The sequence below is a fragment of the Rhizobium sp. F40D2 genome (assembly GCF_051810745.2).
Taxonomy (GTDB): Bacteria; Pseudomonadota; Alphaproteobacteria; order Rhizobiales; family Rhizobiaceae; genus Rhizobium.
The window spans coordinates 4,426,201-4,442,021 of the sequence record NZ_CM131436.1; the positions used below are offsets into that span (position 1 = coordinate 4,426,201).

General features: G+C 59.6%; 12 protein-coding genes, 1 tRNA gene and 1 pseudogene. 1 reads left to right on the forward strand and 13 read right to left on the reverse strand.

Annotation, left to right across the window (positions count from 1 at the left end):
• Positions 1-16: 16 nt before the first annotated feature.
• Together rpsG and rpsL are read right to left on the reverse strand one after the other, a co-directional pair.
• Positions 17-487: a 30S ribosomal protein S7 gene (gene rpsG / locus ACS4RS_RS21635; RefSeq protein WP_003578662.1), complete on the reverse strand. Its 471-nt coding sequence runs from the start codon at positions 485-487 to the stop codon at positions 17-19.
• Positions 488-563: 76 nt separating this feature from the next.
• On the reverse strand, positions 564-935 hold the full coding sequence (rpsL, locus tag ACS4RS_RS21640; protein ID WP_003547537.1) for a 30S ribosomal protein S12: 372 nt from the start codon (positions 933-935) through the stop codon (positions 564-566).
• 498 nt (positions 936-1,433) lie between these two features.
• Between rpsL and ACS4RS_RS21645 the strand changes: the two genes are divergently transcribed.
• Complete coding sequence (locus ACS4RS_RS21645) at positions 1,434-1,727, forward strand: hypothetical protein (protein ID WP_003587200.1); 294 nt, start codon at positions 1,434-1,436, stop codon at positions 1,725-1,727.
• 164 nt (positions 1,728-1,891) lie between these two features.
• Here ACS4RS_RS21645 and rpoC read toward each other — a convergent pair whose 3' ends face one another.
• The 11 genes and pseudogenes from rpoC to ACS4RS_RS21700 form a co-directional block, all read right to left on the reverse strand.
• Positions 1,892-6,100 (reverse strand): DNA-directed RNA polymerase subunit beta', encoded by a 4,209-nt coding sequence (rpoC, locus tag ACS4RS_RS21650; RefSeq protein ID WP_097630069.1) that lies wholly within the window; start codon positions 6,098-6,100, stop codon positions 1,892-1,894.
• 190 nt (positions 6,101-6,290) lie between these two features.
• Positions 6,291-10,429, reverse strand: a pseudogene (gene rpoB / locus ACS4RS_RS21655) (DNA-directed RNA polymerase subunit beta).
• A 261-nt stretch (positions 10,430-10,690) separates the two neighbouring features.
• Entirely contained in the window at positions 10,691-11,068 is a 378-nt protein-coding gene (rplL, locus tag ACS4RS_RS21660; protein WP_003578658.1) for a 50S ribosomal protein L7/L12, read from the reverse strand.
• A gap of 58 nt (positions 11,069-11,126) precedes the next feature.
• Positions 11,127-11,645 (reverse strand): 50S ribosomal protein L10, encoded by a 519-nt coding sequence (rplJ, locus tag ACS4RS_RS21665; RefSeq protein ID WP_003587203.1) that lies wholly within the window; start codon positions 11,643-11,645, stop codon positions 11,127-11,129.
• A 328-nt stretch (positions 11,646-11,973) separates the two neighbouring features.
• A complete protein-coding gene (gene rplA / locus ACS4RS_RS21670) occupies positions 11,974-12,675 on the reverse strand; it encodes a 50S ribosomal protein L1 (RefSeq protein WP_439009328.1) in 702 nt (233 codons plus the stop codon).
• A 4-nt stretch (positions 12,676-12,679) separates the two neighbouring features.
• The gene (rplK, locus tag ACS4RS_RS21675) at positions 12,680-13,111 is read right to left on the reverse strand and encodes a 50S ribosomal protein L11 (protein WP_003547518.1); all 432 of its coding nucleotides are present in this window, start codon (positions 13,109-13,111) and stop codon (positions 12,680-12,682) included.
• Between the two features lie 176 nt (positions 13,112-13,287).
• Entirely contained in the window at positions 13,288-13,818 is a 531-nt protein-coding gene (gene nusG, locus ACS4RS_RS21680) for a transcription termination/antitermination protein NusG (RefSeq protein WP_003573823.1), read from the reverse strand.
• Positions 13,819-13,835: 17 nt separating this feature from the next.
• The gene (secE, locus tag ACS4RS_RS21685; protein WP_003547514.1) at positions 13,836-14,036 is read right to left on the reverse strand and encodes a preprotein translocase subunit SecE; all 201 of its coding nucleotides are present in this window, start codon (positions 14,034-14,036) and stop codon (positions 13,836-13,838) included.
• Positions 14,037-14,231: 195 nt separating this feature from the next.
• Positions 14,232-14,307, reverse strand: a tRNA-Trp gene (locus ACS4RS_RS21690).
• Positions 14,308-14,475: 168 nt separating this feature from the next.
• Positions 14,476-15,369, reverse strand: a complete 894-nt coding sequence (locus ACS4RS_RS21695) for an NAD-dependent epimerase/dehydratase family protein (RefSeq protein ID WP_439009327.1) — start codon at positions 15,367-15,369, stop codon at positions 14,476-14,478.
• A 170-nt stretch (positions 15,370-15,539) separates the two neighbouring features.
• Positions 15,540-15,674, reverse strand: a complete 135-nt coding sequence (locus ACS4RS_RS21700; RefSeq protein WP_439009326.1) for a hypothetical protein — start codon at positions 15,672-15,674, stop codon at positions 15,540-15,542.
• Positions 15,675-15,821: the final 147 nt, after the last annotated feature.

The following is a 15,821-nucleotide window of genomic DNA, read 5'->3' on the forward strand; positions in this document are numbered from 1 at the left end:
TCGATACCGTTCGGAATTACCAGCGATAGTGCGAGAATGCACGGTTGGCATCAGCCATCTTGTGCGTGTCTTCGCGCTTCTTGACGGCGGAGCCGCGGTTGTTGGACGCATCGAGCAGTTCGCCGGAAAGGCGGTCAACCATAGTCGTTTCATTGCGCTTGCGGGCAGCAGCGATCAGCCAGCGAATGGCGAGAGCCTGGCGGCGCTCCGGACGAACATCGACCGGGACCTGATAGGTCGCACCACCGACGCGGCGCGAGCGAACTTCAACGTGCGGGGCAATATTGTCGAGCGCAGAATGGAAAACCGTGAGCGGCTCCTGCTTGGACTTGCCCTGGACGACGTCGAATGCGCCGTAAACGATGTTTTCAGCAACGGACTTCTTGCCGTCGAGCATGATGGCATTCATGAACTTGGTGACGACGAGATCGCCGAACTTCGGGTCCGGATTGATCTCGCGCTTTTCTGCTTTATGACGTCTGGACATATTCTCGTCTCTTCAACCGTTAAGGCGCTTCACCACGCGGAGGACCTCGCGCAGCGCCGGATTATTCAAAACCGAATTACTTCGGACGCTTCGCACCGTACTTGGAGCGGCGCTGCTTGCGGTTCTTGACACCCTGGGTATCGAGAACGCCGCGGATGATGTGATAACGGACACCCGGAAGGTCCTTGACGCGGCCGCCACGGATCATGACGACGGAGTGTTCCTGAAGGTTGTGACCTTCGCCGGGGATGTAACCAATGACTTCGAAGCCGTTGGTCAGGCGGATCTTTGCGACCTTACGCAGAGCCGAGTTCGGCTTCTTCGGCGTCGTCGTATAGACGCGCGTGCAAACGCCGCGCTTCTGCGGGTTCTCCTGGAGTGCGGGAACCTTGTTACGCTTTACGTTCGCCTGGCGAGGCTTGCGGATCAGCTGGTTTACGGTAGGCATTCAACCATCCCTTACGTTTTATCTCAGTACCCTTGCGGGCTTGAACTCGCGCCGTCTCCGGCAGTGACGCATGCTTTCCGTCAATGCGCAAAATATGGCCCGATCCGCTTCCGCAGATGGACCACAAGGAGCAGAGGACGCATAAAATATGCGTCGTGCGTGCAGCATCATGACTTCAACGTGCGTTTAGAACCTTGTTTGAGGTGAACTTCAGGGCGCGTCGCCCCGAACAGCCAAGCCTCACATGGGATCTGATGGGCGGGGTACTACTGGTTTCCACCCCTCTCGTCAAGGCCGGTTAAGAAATAAACTCGCCGTATCGCCTTGATCTCTGGGCCTAACGCCCTGATTTCACCCTTCTAGACGAAATGGCGGCCGTGCACCAAGATAAAAACTTGGGCATCGCGGCAAAAGCAGTTAAGGAATCAGCAATTGCGGCGTGCGGCCCTCACAGCAGGATTCGAGCGACCGAATCGTCAAAGAGCCGAAGGACAGGCGATGATTACGACACCTGATAACGACAATAATTTCGACGGGCCGATGGTCTTCATCATCATCGGCAAAGGCTACGAGTCCGACGATAGCGAAGGTATCGACCTGCACATCATGCTGAAGGCGCCCGACGACGACACAGCCGTGCGCGAGGCCCTGAACGCCCTTGCCGAGGAAGGCTTCATCGAGGCCGATCTCGACCAGATCGGCATGCTGACCGAGGTGCCCGCCGAGGAGCCGCACGCCTCTGCCTATCAGGGTGCCGTCGACGGCGAGGTCGCCATCATCCGCTTCAACTGAAGCGAGCCGCCGCTGACGCTGCGGGTCGCAAAGGCAGCATCAAGCGGAAGCAGCACCTTCCCTCCCCCAACCGACCAATGCAGGTAAAAAACGAAAACCGCCCGGATCGCTCCGGGCGGTTTTTCAATTCGCGTGCCACCTGAGTGGTGGTCTTCGGCTGCGGATTATTCCGCAGCCGGAGCTTTTTCGGCCATGTCCTGCAGCATCGGCGTGGCAACGGCAGCACCCGTGCCCTTGCGGCGCTCTTCGAGGATCAACTCGTCGCGCGACGTGGCGATACGGCGGATCTGGGTCATGGTGCCGCCGGTGCCGGCCGGGATGAGACGGCCGACGATGACGTTTTCCTTCAGACCCTGCAGGCCGTCGGTCTTGCCGGCGATCGCAGCTTCCGTCAGCACCTTGGTCGTTTCCTGGAAGGATGCGGCCGAGATGAAGGACGGGGTCTGCAGCGACGCCTTGGTGATGCCGAGAAGAACCGGATCGCCGTAGGCCGGCTTCTTGCCCTGCTCGATCAGGTGATCGTTGACGTCTTCGAGCTCGATCCGGTCGACATTGTCGCCGACGATATAGGTCGAGTCGCCTGCATCGGTGATCTCCACCTTCTGCAGCATCTGACGGACAATCACCTCGATGTGCTTGTCGTTGATGACAACGCCCTGCAAGCGGTAGACTTCCTGGATCTCATTGACGAGGTAGGAGGCCAAAGCCTCGACGCCCTTGATCGCCAGGATGTCGTGCGGAGCCGGGTTACCGTCGAGGATGTAGTCACCCTTTTCGATATAGTCGCCTTCCTGAAGGTGGAAGGGCTTACCCTTCGGGATCAGGTATTCGACAGGCTCGACACCGTCTTCCGCCGGCTCGATGATGACGCGGCGCTTGTTCTTGTAGTCGCGGCCGAGGCGGATCGTACCATCGATCTCTGCGATGATGGCGTGGTCCTTCGGACGGCGGGCTTCGAAGAGCTCGGCAACACGCGGCAGACCGCCGGTGATGTCCTTGGTCTTGGCGCTTTCCAGCGGCGAACGCGCGAGAACGTCACCCTGGGAAACCTTGGTGCCCGGCTCGACCGACAGAATAGCGTCGACCGAGAGCAGGAAGCGGGCGTCACCGCCACGCGAGAGCTTCGCGACATTGCCGCTGGCATCCTTGATAACGATCGCCGGCTTGAGGTCCGAACCGCGCGGGGTCGAACGCCAGTCGATGACCTGACGCTTGGTGATGCCGGTGGATTCGTCGGTGGCTTCCAGAACAGAGAGACCATCGACCAGGTCTTCGAACTGAACGGTACCAGCCACTTCGGTCATCATCGGACGGGTGTAAGGATCCCACTCGGCCAGACGCTGGCCGCGCTTGACCTTGTCGCCTTCGTCGACATGCAGCTTCGAACCGTAGGCCACACGCTGCGAAGACCGTTCCACGCCACGCTCGTCCAGGATCTGGACGGTCATGTTGCGGCCCATGGCAACGAGGTTGCCATCGGAGTTGCGCAGGATGTTACGGTTCTTGATCTGCACCGTACCTTCGTAAGAGGCTTCCAGGAACGACTGGTCGACCACGGTTGCCGTACCGCCAAGGTGGAAGGTACGCATGGTGAGCTGGGTGCCCGGTTCACCGATCGACTGAGCGGCGATGACGCCGACGGCTTCGCCCATGTTGACCGGCGTACCACGGGCCAAGTCGCGGCCGTAGCAGACCGAGCAGACGCCCGTCTGGATTTCGCAGGTCAGCGCCGAGCGGATGCGGATCGACTGGATACCGGCCTTCTCGATCTCGATGACATCGGGCTCGAGGATCATCTTGCCGGCATCGACGATCCGCTCGCCCGTGACCGGGTGATCGATATCGTCGAGCGCCGTGCGGCCGAGGATGCGGGCGCCGAGCGAGGCGACGACCTGACCGGCATCGACGATGGCGGTCATGGTGAGGCCGGTTTCGGTGCCGCAATCGACGTGCGTGACGATGCAATCCTGCGCGACGTCGACGAGACGGCGGGTCAGGTAACCGGAGTTGGCGGTCTTCAAGGCGGTGTCTGCCAGACCCTTGCGGGCGCCGTGGGTCGAGTTGAAATACTCGTTGACGGTCAGGCCTTCCTTGAAGTTCGAGATGATCGGCGTCTCGATGATTTCACCCGACGGCTTGGCCATGAGGCCGCGCATGCCGCCCAACTGACGCATCTGGTTCGGAGAACCGCGGGCGCCGGAATGGCTCATCATGTAGATCGAGTTCATCGGCTTCTGACGGCCGGTGTTCTCGTCGAATTCGACGGCCTTAATGCGGGCCATCATCTCTTCGGCGACCTTTTCGGTGGCCTTGCCCCAGGCGTCGACAACCTTGTTGTACTTTTCGCCCTGGGTGATCAGGCCGTCATTGTACTGCTGCTCGTATTCCTTCACCAGGCTTTCGGTGTCGGCAACGATCTTGGCCTTGGCATCCGGAATGACCATGTCGTCCTTGCCGAACGAGATGCCGGCGCGGCAGGCATGGGAGAAGCCGAGCTGCATGATGCGGTCGCAGAAGATGACCGTGTCCTTCTGGCCGCAATGGCGGTAGACCGTGTCGATCATCTTGGAGATGTTCTTCTTGGTCATTTCCTGGTTGCAGATGTCGAAGGGCACCTTGCCGTTCTTCGGCAGCAGTTCGCCGATGAGCAGACGGCCAGGCGTCGTCTCATAGATCTTCGAGTAGGGCTTGCCATCCTCGTCGACCGACTTGAAACGGCCGCGGATCTTGGTGTGCAACGTCACGACCTTGCTTTCAAGAGCATGATGCAGCTCGCCGAGATCGGAGAAGGCCATGCCTTCGCCCGGTTCGTTCTGGTTCAGGATCGACAGGTAATAGAGGCCGAGAACCATGTCCTGCGAGGGAACGATGATCGGCGCGCCGTTGGCCGGATGCAGGATGTTGTTGGTCGACATCATCAGCACGCGGGCTTCGAGCTGGGCTTCGAGCGACAGCGGCACGTGAACGGCCATCTGGTCGCCGTCGAAGTCGGCGTTGAAGGCCGTGCAGACGAGCGGATGCAGTTGGATCGCCTTGCCTTCGACCAGGGTGGGTTCGAAGGCCTGGATGCCCAGGCGGTGCAGCGTCGGTGCGCGGTTCAGGAGAACCGGATGCTCGCGGATGACCTCGTCGAGGATATCCCAGACTTCAGGCTTTTCCTTTTCGACCAGCTTCTTGGCCTGCTTGACGGTCGAGGAGTAACCCTTGGCGTCGAGGCGGGCGTAGATGAACGGCTTGAAGAGCTCGAGCGCCATCTTCTTCGGCAGGCCGCACTGGTGCAGCTTCAGCTCCGGACCGGTGACGATGACCGAACGGCCGGAATAGTCGACGCGCTTGCCGAGCAGGTTCTGGCGGAAGCGGCCCTGCTTGCCCTTCAGCATGTCGGACAGCGACTTCAGCGGACGCTTGTTGGCGCCGGTGATAACGCGGCCGCGACGGCCGTTGTCGAACAGCGCGTCAACCGATTCCTGCAGCATGCGCTTTTCGTTGCGGATGATGATGCCGGGCGCACGAAGCTCAATGAGGCGCTTCAGACGGTTGTTGCGGTTGATGACGCGGCGGTAGAGATCGTTCAGATCCGACGTCGCGAAACGGCCGCCGTCGAGCGGAACCAGCGGACGCAGATCCGGCGGGATGACCGGAACGACCTTCATGATCATCCATTCCGGACGGTTGCCCGATTCCATGAAGTTCTCGACGATCTTCAGGCGCTTCATCAGCTTCTTCTGCTTGAGATCCGACGTGGTGTCGGCAAGCTCGGAGCGCAGGTCGCCAGCGATCTTTTCGAGGTTCATCGAGGCCAGCATCTCGTAGATCGCCTCAGCGCCGATCATCGCGGTGAACTGGTCTTCGCCGTATTCGTCAACGGCCAGCATGTACTCTTCTTCCGAGAGGAGCTGGTGCTCCTTCAGAGCAGTCAGGCCAGGCTCGGTGACGATGTAGTTTTCGAAATAGAGGACGCGCTCGACATCCTTCAGCGTCATGTCGAGCAGCGTCGAAATGCGTGACGGCAGCGACTTCAGGAACCAGATATGGGCAACGGGAGCGGCGAGCTCGATATGGCCCATGCGCTCACGGCGAACACGCGACAGCGTGACTTCGACGCCGCACTTTTCGCAGATGATGCCCTTGTACTTCATACGCTTGTACTTGCCGCACAGGCATTCGTAGTCCTTGATCGGCCCGAAGATGCGTGCGCAGAACAGACCGTCGCGTTCCGGCTTGAACGTGCGGTAGTTGATGGTTTCCGGCTTCTTGATCTCACCGTAAGACCAGGAGAGGATCTTCTCCGGAGACGCGATCGAAATACGAATGGAATCGAAATTCTGTGCAGGCACCTGCGGATTGAAAAGATTCATGACCTCTTGGTTCATGCCTGTCTCCTTCATGGGCTAAAGCGCCCTCAAAATGCGATGGCCGGCGGCAAATTCCCGGGAGCCGCCTCCCTCGCTTAAACGAGAATAACCGCAAGATGCGGCGAAACTTCCCTGCAGGACCGATACGGATACGGCGCCCGGCGGGACCGGCGTGCGCCGCATTGGCAGCGCACGCCCTATCAGGTGCTTACTCGGCCGCGTCGGGCAGCTGTGCTGCCTGCGCCTCGTCAAGCTTGGTGTTTTCGAGCTCGACGCTGAGGCCCAGCGAGCGCATTTCCTTGACGAGAACGTTGAAGCTTTCCGGAATACCGGCTTCGAACGTGTCGTCTCCGCGGACGATGGCTTCGTAGACCTTGGTGCGGCCGGCGACGTCGTCCGACTTCACCGTCAGCATTTCCTGCAGCGTGTAGGCCGCGCCGTAAGCTTCGAGCGCCCAGACTTCCATTTCGCCGAAGCGCTGACCGCCGAACTGCGCCTTGCCGCCCAGCGGCTGCTGGGTCACGAGCGAGTAAGGTCCGATCGAACGGGCATGGATCTTGTCGTCGACCAGGTGGTTGAGCTTCAGCATGTAGATGTAGCCCACGGTCACCTGGCGGTCGAACTGCTCGCCGGTACGGCCGTCATAGAGTGTCGACTGGCCAGTGTCCTTGAGACCTGCCAGACGCAGCATATCGTTGACGTCGGCTTCGTTGGCGCCGTCGAAAACGGGCGTCGCAATCGAAACGCCGCGCTTCCACTGGTCGGCGAGACGCAGAACCGAGTCGTCGTCGAAATCCTGGACCTGTTCGGCCTTCGGACCGTCACCGACGACATCGCCGATGGTCTTGCGCAGCGGCTCGATGTTGCCATTGGCCTTGTATGCTTCGATCAGTTCGCCGATCTGGCGACCCATGCCGGCGCAAGCCCAACCCAGGTGGGTTTCGAGGATCTGGCCGACGTTCATGCGCGAGGGAACGCCGAGCGGGTTCAGAACGACGTCGACATGCGTGCCGTCTTCGAGGAACGGCATGTCCTCGACAGGCACAATGCGCGAAACGACGCCCTTGTTCCCGTGGCGGCCGGCCATCTTGTCGCCCGGCTGGATCTTGCGCTTCACGGCGACGAAGACCTTGACCATCTTCATGACGCCAGGAGGCATTTCATCGCCGCGCTGGACCTTCTCGACCTTGTCCATGAAGCGCTGTTCAAGGCGCGACTTGGATTCGTCGTACTGGCCGCGGAGCGCTTCGAGCTCGCTCTGAACCTTCTCGTCCTCGACGGCGAACATCCACCACTGCGAGCGGGGATATTCGGAGACGACGGCGTTCGAAAGCTCGGTGCCCTTCTTGAAGCCCTTCGGGCCGGCGATGGACGCCTGGCCGCGCAGCATTTCGATCAGACGGCCGTAGACGTTACGGTCGAGAATCGCCTGCTCGTCATCGCGGTCCTTCGCAAGACGTTCGATCTCTTCGCGCTCGATCGCCATCGCGCGCTCGTCCTTCTCGACGCCATGGCGGTTGAAGACGCGGACTTCGACGATCGTGCCGTAGGTGCCGGGCGGCATGCGCATGGAGGTATCGCGCACGTCGGAGGCCTTTTCGCCGAAGATGGCGCGCAGAAGCTTTTCTTCCGGCGTCATCGGGCTTTCGCCCTTCGGCGTGATCTTGCCGACGAGGATATCGCCCGGCTGAACTTCGGCGCCGATATAGACGATGCCGGCTTCGTCGAGGTTCTTCAGCGCTTCTTCCGAAACATTCGGAATGTCGCGGGTGATTTCCTCAGGGCCAAGCTTGGTGTCGCGCGCCATCACTTCGAATTCCTCGATGTGGATGGAGGTGAACACGTCGTCGGCAACGATACGCTCGGAGAGCAGGATCGAGTCTTCGTAGTTGTAGCCGTTCCAGGGCATGAACGCGACGAGCGCGTTGCGGCCGAGCGCCAGGTCGCCGAGGTCGGTCGACGGGCCGTCGGCGAGGATGTCGCCGCGGTTGACCTCGTCACCGACGGTGACCAGCGGGCGCTGGTTGACGCAGGTGTTCTGGTTGGAACGCTGGAACTTCTGCAGGCGGTAGATATCGACGCCGGATTTGCCGGCTTCGAGGTCTTCGGTGGCGCGGATAACGATACGCGTCGCGTCGACCTGGTCGACCACGCCGCCGCGGCGGGCGCCGATGGCAGCGCCGGGTCACGGGCAACGACCGGCTCCATGCCGGTCCCGACGAACGGGGCTTCGGCACGCAGCAGCGGCACGGCCTGACGCTGCATGTTCGAACCCATGAGCGCGCGGTTGGCGTCGTCGTTTTCCAGGAACGGGATGAGCGCGGCTGCGACCGAAACGACCTGCTTCGGCGAAACGTCCATCAGGTTCATGCTGTCGCGGGGTGCGAGCATGACTTCGCCGGCATGACGGCAGACGACGAACTCGTCGACGAAGGAGCCGTCGGCGTTCATTTCGGCGTTGGCCTGGGCGACGTAGTACTTCGCCTCTTCCATGGCGGAGAGGTAGAGCACGTCGCTCGTCACCTTGCCGTCGACGATGCGACGGTACGGGCTTTCGATGAAGCCGTACTTGTTGACGCGGGCAAAGGTCGCAAGCGAGTTGATCAGACCGATGTTCGGACCCTCAGGCGTTTCGATCGGGCAAATGCGGCCGTAGTGGGTCGGATGCACGTCGCGGACTTCGAAGCCGGCGCGCTCACGGGTCAGACCACCCGGGCCAAGAGCCGAAAGACGGCGCTTGTGGGTGATTTCCGAGAGCGGGTTGACCTGGTCCATGAACTGCGACAGCTGCGAGGAACCGAAGAATTCGCGCACGGCGGCAGCCGCCGGCTTGGCGTTGATCAGATCCTGCGGCATCACCGTGTCGATCTCGATCGAGGACATGCGCTCCTTGATCGCGCGCTCCATGCGGAGCAGGCCGAGACGGTACTGGTTTTCCATCAGCTCGCCGACCGAGCGGACGCGGCGGTTGCCGAGGTTGTCGATGTCGTCGATCTCGCCCTTGCCGTCGCGCAGTTCGACCAGCATCCTGACCACGGCCAGGATGTCGTCCTTGCGCAGGATGCGGACGGTGTCTTCAACGGTCAGGTCGAGACGCATGTTCATCTTGACGCGGCCGACGGCGGAGAGGTCGTAACGCTCCGCATCGAAGAACAGCGAGTTGAACATCGCTTCGGCCGATTCCATGGTCGGCGGCTCGCCCGGACGCATGACGCGGTAGATGTCGAACAGAGCGTCCTGACGGTTCTCGTTCTTGTCGGCCGAAAGCGTGTTGCGGATATAGGCGCCGACATTGATGTGGTCGATGCCGAGAACCGGGATCTCGTCGAAGCCGTTCGCCAGGATGATGCCGAGGGTCTTCTCGTCGATTTCGTCGCCGGCTTCGAGGTAGATTTCACCGGTCGAGTAGTTGACGATGTCGCCGGCGAGATAGTTGCCATAGAGATCGTCGTCAGCGGCCTTCAGCGCTTTCAGGCCCTTGTCGGACAGCTGGCGCAGCAGGCGCGGGGTCAGCTTCTTGCCGGCTTCGACGACGACTTCGCCGGTATCGGCGTCGACCATCTCGGTGATCGCTTTGGCGCCCTTCAGCGTTTCCGGCTTGAAGGGAATGCGCCAGCCTTCGCCGTCGCGCTTGTAGAGCGATTTCGTGTAGAAGGTGTCGAGGATTTCCTCGCCATCCATGCCGAGCGCCATCAGCAGCGACGTGACAGGGATCTTACGGCGACGGTCGATACGGGCGTAGACGATATCCTTGGCATCGAATTCGATATCGAGCCAGGAGCCGCGATAGGGGATGACGCGGGCAGCAAACAGCAGCTTGCCGGAAGAATGGCTCTTGCCCTTGTCGTGGTCGAAGAAGACGCCCGGCGAACGGTGCATCTGCGAAACGATGACGCGCTCGGTGCCGTTGACGATGAACGTGCCGTTGTTGGTCATGAGCGGCATGTCGCCCATGTAGACGGACTGTTCCTTGATGTCCTTGATCGACTTTGCGCCCGTATCCTCGTCGATATCGAACACGATCAGGCGCAGCGTCACCTTCAGCGGCGCAGCATAGGTCAGGTCGCGCTGACGGCATTCGTCAACGTCGAACTTCGGCGGCTCGAACTCGTAGGATACGAATTCCAGCATGGAAGCGCCGGAAAAATCGGTGATCGGGAAAACCGACTTGAAAACGGCCTGAAGGCCCTCGTCGGGCCGGCCGCCTTTCGGCTCTTCAACCATCAAAAACTGGTCGTAGGACGCCTTCTGAACCTCGATGAGGTTCGGCATTTCTGCGACTTCGGGGATCTTACCAAAAAACTTGCGTACGCGCCTACGACCGTTGAACGAAAGGGTCTGAGCCATCGTCGCTCCTTCAAAATCTTGCACCCGGGCCTGCAACGGACGGGAACCGATGGCCAGTCGATCCCGTCTATCAATGAGTAGTTCAATCTCGTCCGACACCCGAAAACGCTCAGCTCGGATTGCTGTGCTGCCCTCGGTGCGAGACTATCCTTTTGAAGAACCCATTACCCAAAAGCCGGTTTGACGCGGCTTTTGGGTAATTCGTTCAGAAAAACGGCAAATGGGAGGCAGCAGAGACTGCCTCCCAAAAGCGTTTCAAGATTACTTGACGTCGGCCTTGGCGCCAGCGTCTTCAAGCTTCTTCTTGATGTCAGCGGCTTCAGCCTTGTTGACGCCTTCCTTGACAGCCTTCGGAGCGCCTTCAACGAGGTCCTTGGCTTCCTTGAGGCCGAGACCGGTGATGGCGCGGACTTCCTTGATGACGTTGATCTTGTTGGCACCGGCTTCGACGAGGATGACGTCGAATTCGGTCTTTTCTTCTTCAACGACAGCCGGGCCAGCACCACCAGCAGCGGCAGCAACAGCTACCGGAGCAGCAGCGGAAACGCCCCACTTTTCTTCGAGAAGCTTCGACAGTTCTGCAGCTTCCAGAACGGTCAGCGAGGAGAGGTCGTCAACGATCTTTGCGAGATCAGCCATTTTACTAGTTCCTTTTGTTCGGTTCGAACCGGTTGATTATAAACAGCGAAAAACCGCCTTAAGCGGCTTCGTCCTTCTTGGCGTAGGCCGCGAACACGCGGGCAAGCTGGCTTGCCGGTGCTGCAACAACCCCAGCGATGCGGGTAGCCGGTGTCTGGATCATGCCCAGCAGCTTCGCACGCAACTCATCGAGCGAAGGCAGGGTCGCAAGCGACTTGACTGCATCGGCGTTGAGCGTGGTTGTTCCCATGGCGCCACCCAGAACAACGATCTTGTCGTTGGTCTTGGCGAAATCCATGACGACCTTCGGAGCGGTGATCGGATCGGTGCTGTATGCAATCAGCGTCTGACCCTTGAAGAGATCGGTGATCCCTTCCGCTTCCGTACCCTGAAGGGCAATTTTGGCCAGGCGGTTCTTCGCGACTTTGACGGTACCGCCAGCTGCACGCATCTTGGAACGAAAGTCGTTCATCTGCGCGACTGTGGCACCAGCATAGTGGGCCACGACAACTGAGCCCGAAGCCTTGAAGACTTCGTTCAGTTCCGTGACGAATTCGCGTTTTTCCGCTCTTTCCACTGCCTATCTCCAGTTGGCGGGACCGAAAACGGGCCCGCCGGTTGCCTTTTGCCTCCCGGGATCATGTGAGATCCCAAGCGACGCTTGAGGATCCTGTCCCCCCGCGCTCTCGCGCCAATCAAGGCTAAAGAGGCACAAGGCATCCAAGGCTCGAACCGATTTCCTAGAAGCGAACTTCATGCAATTCGGGTCTTACCCGTCTCATGCAGGCGAAGTGATTAAGGGAAAACCACCTGCAATCTCGGACAGGATTCCGGATTTCTCCGGAATATTCCGGCCCCTTGCGAGGCCGGAATTTCAGTGGCCGGACCGAGGTCCGGCAATCAACTTATGCAGTCTGAGCTGCGGTGACCGAGCCGACTTCGATCTTGACGCCCGGGCCCATGGTCGAGGAAATCGCCACGCGCTTGACGTAGTTGCCCTTGGCGCCAGCCGGCTTCGCCTTGATGACGGCGTCAGCAAAGGCGCGGATGTTTTCTTCCAGAGCCTTGGCGTCGAAAGAGGCCTTGCCGATGCCGGCATGGACGATACCAGCCTTCTCGACGCGGAACTCGACAGCGCCGCCCTTGGACGCCTTGACGGCTCCGGCGACATCCATGGTGACGGTGCCGACCTTCGGGTTCGGCATCATGCCGCGGGGGCCGAGAACCTTACCGAGACGGCCGACGAGCGGCATCATGTCGGGGGTGGCGATGCAGCGATCGAATTCGATCTTGCCGCCCTGGACGATTTCGACGAGGTCTTCAGCGCCGACGATATCGGCACCGGCAGCCTTGGCTTCATCGGCCTTGACGCCACGAGCGAAGACGGCGACGCGAACCGTGCGGCCCGTGCCGTTCGGCAGGTTGACGACGCCGCGAACCATCTGGTCCGCATGACGCGGGTCGACGCCGAGGTTCATCGAGACTTCGATGGTTTCGTCGAACTTGGCGACAGCCCGTTCCTTGACCATGCCGATGGCCAGGCTCAGAGCGTAGAGCTTGGTGGGATCCACACCTTCGTTGATCTTCTGCGTGCGCTTACCAGCCATGATCTTAACCCACCACTTCCAGGCCCATGGCGCGGGCAGAGCCCTCGATCATCGCCATTGCACCTTCGATATCCGCTGCGTTCAGATCCTTCATCTTGGCTTCTGCGATCGACTTGATCTGAGCCTTGGTGAGGGAACCGGCCTTGGCGCCCTTGCCGGGCGTCTTGGAACCGGACGTGATCTTCGCTTCCTTCTTCAGCCAGTAGCTGACCGGAGGCTGCTTCATCGCGAAGGTGAAGGACTTGTCCTGGTAATAGGTGATGACGACCGGGATCGGCATACCCTTTTCCATTTCCTGCGTGGCGGCATTGAACGCCTTGCAGAATTCCATGATGTTAATGCCACGCTGACCAAGCGCCGGACCAATCGGCGGGGACGGGTTTGCCGATCCTGCCTTGACCTGAAGCTTGAGCTGGCCTGCAACTTTCTTAGCCATATCTCTCTGCCTTTCATGAACGGCCGGTCGCCCGGCCCGTGATGCCGGATCTCTCCGGCGGCTGCGGTTGCGTGGTGCGGATCATTAGGGTCCGGCTAAGACCCCTCACCTTCCACGCGGGTACGGACAAGGTCCGCAGGAAACCGGCCCCAAGGGCCTGCTTCCAATCTCTACAATCAGACCTTCTCGACCTGAGCGTATTCCAACTCGACCGGCGTTGCGCGGCCGAAGATCGACACTTCAACCTTCAAGCGCGAACGCTCTTCGTCCACATCCTGAACCGTGCCGTTGAACGACGCGAACGGGCCGTCGGAAACGCGAACCTGCTCGCCGATCTCGAAGGTAATGGAGGCCTTCGGCCGCTCGACACCTTCCTGCACCTGACCGAGAATGCGCTCGGCTTCATGATCCGGAATCGGAACGGGCTTATTGTCGGAGCCGAGGAAGCCTGTGACCTTCGGCGTGTTCTTGATCAGATGGTAGGCTTCATCCGTCAGATTGGCGCGAACCATGACATAGCCCGGGAAGAACTTGCGCTCACTGTCGACCTTGCGGCCGCGACGCACTTCCACCACCTTTTCGGTCGGCACGAGGATCTTCTCGAACAGGTGCTCAAGCCCTTTCTGGCGAGCCTTGTTCTCGATGTCCTCAGCAACCTTCTTTTCAAAATTTGAATATGCGTGGACGATGTACCAACGTGCCGCCATTTTCATCTCCACCCGTATCAGTTGCCGGTATTGAGCACGAAGCTCAGAGCCCAGCCGATCAGCTGGTCAGCGGCAAAGAAAAACAGCGCGGCGAAAACCACCATCACAAGCACCATGACCGTCGAGATCATTGTCTCGCGGCGCGACGGCCATGTAACTTTGGACGTCTCGGAGCGAACCTGCTGCAGAAACGCAAACGGATTGGATTTTGATGCCATCGACTGCCCACGCAATTACGGCGCGTAAAGCTGAAACTATCAGCCCCACGCACCGCGTGTCTGTTGAACCCTAAATAAACACCGATTCCCGAATACACAAGAGGGAAACCGAAGTTTAACGAAATTAGTCACCACCCATCGATCCCCGGCCGGAAATGCCGCGAGCACGTCCGCGCTGTCCCGCATCAAGGAAAATGGCAGGGGCAGTAGGGCTCGAACCTACGACCTGCGGTTTTGGAGACCGCCGCTCTACCAACTGAGCTATACCCCTTCATGCCGCTCATTCAGCGCCTGGGCCAAGGCCCGCAAATCGCTGCTGAAAAGCATGGCGCTCCCTTTAAGACGGCGACGGCGGATTGGCAAGCACGATTTTCGTTTTTCATAGCCATTCTGCGGATATGCGAGCGATCGGCTTGCTCATCGCGCCATCGAAGTGGGTTCAGACCTTCACGTATTTCCGCCAATCGTGCTCTTCCTTAAAACCAAGCACCTCGCGAATCTTGCGATTGGAGAGCAGGCCTTCATATTCGCCGATCTCGCGGGTGAAGGGCACGTTGGGGAAGAATCGCTTGGCAAGCTCCCTCGACGGCGTATTGGCCGAGACGGTGTCGTTGGCCGCGTTGAAGACCTGATAGCCGAGACCGTCCTTTTCGACGCAGAGATGGCAGATCTGCCCGAGATCGCGGGCGTCGATATAGCTCCAGGCGATGCGTTTGCGCATCTCGGGATTGGCGAAATAAGTGGGGAACCTCTCATATTCGTGCGGCTCGATGACGTTGCCGATGCGCAAAGCATAGATGTCGAAGCCCGAACGCTCGGCAAAGGCGCGCGCCGTCTTTTCGTTGACCACCTTGGAAAGCCCGTAGGAATCCATCGGATTGACGTCGTAGTCTTCCTCCAGCGGGAACTGGTGGAAATCGCGATGGCCTTCGGCGAAGCAGACGCCGTAGGTCGTCTCGCTGGATGCGACGATAATCTTCCTGATGCCGAGCTTCACCGCCGCCTCGATGACATTATAAGTGCCCATCGTGTTAATGCGGAAAGTCTCATTGTCGGGCTTGATCAGAATGCGCGGGATGGCGGCGAAATGCACGACGGCATCGAAGGGCTGCACGCCCCTGCCCGCATCGAGATCGGGAAAATCGCGGTGCATCGACAGCGCGTTGAAGACCTGACCGCTATCGGTGATGTCGGCAATGAGATTGGTGACGCCGGGACTGTCCAGCGGCACCAGATCGACGTTGTGAACCTCGTAACCGGCATTGACGAGCCATGGCACGGCATGGCGACCTGCCTTGCCCGAACCGCCTGTAAACAGAATTCGCTTCTTCATGGAATGTCCTCCGCATCATCAAATCGGAGGCATAGTTAGACGCTTCCGCGCGAAGAGCAAGCGAGCATCCTGCAAGGGTTCACCCCCGCGTCACCAGGAGCACCCTCTCCGGGGCGCCTGGCCGATCATTTCCGTTCACCGCGCAAACCCGCTGTGAACTGCTGAAATCGTCACTTAACGATGGCTACGTCACCGATCTGCACTCCGGCTGCCTGAACAACCTCCTGCGGAATTGCAGCGATGAAAAACATCGTGAAAACATACATCGCGAATATCGTCGCAACGAACGTGGCCTTTGGAATCATCCGGGCTCTCCTCTTTGCATGAAGGAGTCTGGACTAAAATGAACCAATCACAACTGGTTTCTGAATGTGAGATGAACAAAATACTGTGACGGGCATATTTAACGATATTTTTACAACACCTGTTAATCCCTCGAACAGGCATCAAAA

Bases quoted from the DNA above. Each gene is read 5' to 3' on its own strand.
- nusG (WP_003573823.1), bottom strand. From the start codon at position 13,818: ATGGCGGCACGTTGGTACATCGTCCACGCATATTCAAATTTTGAAAAG.
- ACS4RS_RS21695 (WP_439009327.1), bottom strand. From the start codon at position 15,369: ATGAAGAAGCGAATTCTGTTTACAGGCGGTTCGGGCAAGGCAGGTCGC.
- rpsG (WP_003578662.1), bottom strand. From the start codon at position 487: ATGTCCAGACGTCATAAAGCAGAAAAGCGCGAGATCAATCCGGACCCG.
- rplK (WP_003547518.1), bottom strand. From the start codon at position 13,111: ATGGCTAAGAAAGTTGCAGGCCAGCTCAAGCTTCAGGTCAAGGCAGGA.
- rplL (WP_003578658.1), bottom strand. From the start codon at position 11,068: ATGGCTGATCTCGCAAAGATCGTTGACGACCTCTCCTCGCTGACCGTT.
- secE (WP_003547514.1), bottom strand. From the start codon at position 14,036: ATGGCATCAAAATCCAATCCGTTTGCGTTTCTGCAGCAGGTTCGCTCC.
- ACS4RS_RS21700 (WP_439009326.1), bottom strand. From the start codon at position 15,674: ATGATTCCAAAGGCCACGTTCGTTGCGACGATATTCGCGATGTATGTT.
- rplA (WP_439009328.1), bottom strand. From the start codon at position 12,675: ATGGCTGGTAAGCGCACGCAGAAGATCAACGAAGGTGTGGATCCCACC.
- rpoC (WP_097630069.1), bottom strand. From the start codon at position 6,100: ATGAACCAAGAGGTCATGAATCTTTTCAATCCGCAGGTGCCTGCACAG.
- ACS4RS_RS21645 (WP_003587200.1), top strand. From the start codon at position 1,434: ATGATTACGACACCTGATAACGACAATAATTTCGACGGGCCGATGGTC.
- rpsL (WP_003547537.1), bottom strand. From the start codon at position 935: ATGCCTACCGTAAACCAGCTGATCCGCAAGCCTCGCCAGGCGAACGTA.